Here is a 2,700-nt window from a genome sequence, read left to right on the forward strand (position 1 = left end):
CTATAATATCAATATTTGAAATTGGATTACATCTTTTTATAGATCTAATTAAAATATTAGTTAATAGATAATCCCCTATTCTATCAGTTCTGAAAATAAGATAACTTTTACTCACATTAATTTTATAATATTAAGTAAATTACTGATCCCATAAATATTTATTTTTAGATTTTATATCTAATGTTTTTTTCAAAATATAATCAGCGACTAATGTTGAGTTGAAATACTTAAAATAAAATTTCTTACCTTGTTTAGCTATTTTTTTTCTATTTTTATCATCTTTTTTAAATTTTTGTATTTTTTCACCTAAGTCGTCTATGTTTTTGTAAAAAACAACTTCATTTTTAGAAAAGAAATCATTTAATTGAGTTTTTTCATCAATAAACGTTAAAAGACCATTGCCTATTAATTGAACAATTCTGTCACTACTATAATACTTTATTGGTTTTCCCCTACTAAGATTTAAGGCCATATTAGAATTTGATATATTTCTTAAAAAATTGTCAGACCAAATAGGTTGAATGCCATCCATGCCATATATATCAAAATTGATATTTTCATTTTTTTTAATCAATTTTTTAACAAATAGTTCTCGATCATCAAATTTACCTTTCTTAAGATTACCTCTATGCACACCATGACTCATTGCAAAGAATATATCATTTTTATTATTGAAATTGTAATTTTCTAAAATTTCAAATGAAATATCACAAGGATTTGGCATAAAAAAAGAATTTTTAAGTTTAAAGTCTAAAGAATTAGGATCAGTAGTAAGAAATGATGCATCTATAATTTTGTTTTTATTTAATATTCTTTTTTTATTTATCTGATAATCGGGGCCGTACTTAGTAATAGGATCTAAAAACCATTGTGATATTGGTATGTTGCTGTTTTTAAGTTTTTCTAAAGTATTAAAAGACACAGAATCCGCATGTCCAAGTATTATGATATCAGGTTTAAAATTTTTTGCAGACTCTAAAATAGAGTTTTGAAGAGTAATAGTACCTTTTATATCAGTAATTTTTTTACTTTGATTTATAATATCTCGATCACTGATAGTTAAAACATTATGTCCTAATCTAATAAAACCATTGTTTAGTCTTTTACCAGTATTGTAATGAAGTCTTCCATTAAATCTTTGATTAAAATTAGTAATGTGTAAAATTTTTAATTTATTATTTTTTAAAATATTTATTTTATTAAATTCATAAATCGATCTTTCATCATCAATAATTTTAGAGACAAATTCATGTGTTAGAAAAAAATTTGAAATGTTTTTTTTTTGAATTTTTCTTAGTAAAGCAAAATCTTTTATAAGTTTTTCAATTTCTTTAAAAAGAAGCTTTTCATTTAATTTTTTTAAAATGATACCATTTTTTAAAGTTTCAGGTAGACCACCCTTATCACTGATTATTACAGCAGAACCTCTACTGGCAGCTTCCAAACTAGCTCTACCAAAAGGTTCTTCCCATCTTGAACAAACAACAGAGATATTTACTTTTTTTAAAAAATTTAAAATAAATTTGTTACTTTTAAAACCAAGTATTTTTAAATTTTTATGATGAAAAAACATTTTTTCTCTAGGCTCATCACCAATAACAATAGCTTTCCAATTTTCATATTTGTTCAAAATTTTTATTATTGAATTTCCAAATATATCATATCCTTTTGCACTATTTAATTTTCCAATAAATGAAATTATGTTTTGTTTCTTTTTAAAGTTTATTTTCGTTTTACTGGTTGATTGGTAGCAAATTTTAGTTTTTGTTAAATAGATACTCTTATTTTTGAAATTATGAAAAAATCTATTTCTAGACCATTCGCTATTAAAAAAAATTAATTCAGTATTTTCAATAAGATATTTTCTTTCTTCTAGTTGTTTAGAGCCCATCATAGATAATGGATCATTGTGAAAATAAAAAAATAATTTATTTTTATAAGAGTTTCTAATTAACTTAATATAACTGGGTCTATTATGAATTTCTAATATATCAATTTTTTTTAGATTAGCTTTTTCTAAAAAACATTTAACATATGAATTATTTGAACTTTTGAAAATACTATCGTTAACAAGTAAATTTATATAATTTTTTGATAAATATTCTTTTGATTGAGTAGACCCAAAAACAGTTATACTTTTTTTAAATTTACTATACTTGTTAATATCATTGACAAACAGTGAAACTGCTCCTGCATTATGTTTACTGAAATTTTCTTTAAAGGGTAATAATACAGCAATATTCATTTAAAATTATTATAAATTTCTAATCTTAATTTTCTATCATGTTTTAATTTATATTCATAAGATAATGCTTTTGATTTCGTAGAAAATTTTTTTTTAAATATTACTATCCAAGAATTACCTTTAGTAAATTTTGCTCCTTTATTGTTATTATGTAAGTGTAATCTTCTATTTAAATCTGATGTATATCCAACATAAGTTTTTTTATGTGTGCATGTAATACATTTAAGCATATATACGTAAAATGACATGAAATTGGCGGTCCCTAGGGGAATCGAACCCCTCTTTCGAGGATGAAAACCACGTGTCCTAACCGATAGACGAAGGGACCAGAAAATAGTCTTTTATTGTAAAAGTTAAAATTTATCAAGTTTAATTAAATAATAATATCAACAATTTGAATATTAATTTTATTCTTTTTTATACTGGTTAAATTAAATTTACACAAAATATTTATC

2 protein-coding genes and 1 tRNA gene are annotated in these 2,700 nt (G+C 22.7%); all 3 read right to left on the reverse strand.

Annotation, left to right across the window (positions count from 1 at the left end; genetic code table 11):
- Positions 1-139: 139 nt before the first annotated feature.
- A complete protein-coding gene (locus ACTT90_RS07375) occupies positions 140-2,245 on the reverse strand; it encodes a glycosyltransferase (RefSeq protein ID WP_440938087.1) in 2,106 nt (701 codons plus the stop codon).
- Positions 2,242-2,493 (reverse strand): GIY-YIG nuclease family protein, encoded by a 252-nt coding sequence (locus ACTT90_RS07380; protein WP_440938088.1) that lies wholly within the window; start codon positions 2,491-2,493, stop codon positions 2,242-2,244. The genes ACTT90_RS07375 and ACTT90_RS07380 overlap by 4 nt, the downstream gene beginning before the upstream one ends.
- Positions 2,494-2,498: 5 nt before the next feature.
- Positions 2,499-2,573 (reverse strand) — tRNA-Glu (locus ACTT90_RS07385).
- Between the last annotated feature and the right edge of the window lie 127 nt (positions 2,574-2,700).

Origin of the sequence: Candidatus Pelagibacter sp. (assembly GCF_052049935.1) — a bacterium.
GTDB lineage: Bacteria > Pseudomonadota > Alphaproteobacteria > Pelagibacterales > Pelagibacteraceae > Pelagibacter.

Coding starts and splice junctions, on each gene's coding strand:
- ACTT90_RS07375 (WP_440938087.1), bottom strand. CDS start 2,245: ATGAATATTGCTGTATTATTACCCTTTAAAGAAAATTTCAGTAAACAT.
- ACTT90_RS07380 (WP_440938088.1), bottom strand. CDS start 2,493: ATGTCATTTTACGTATATATGCTTAAATGTATTACATGCACACATAAA.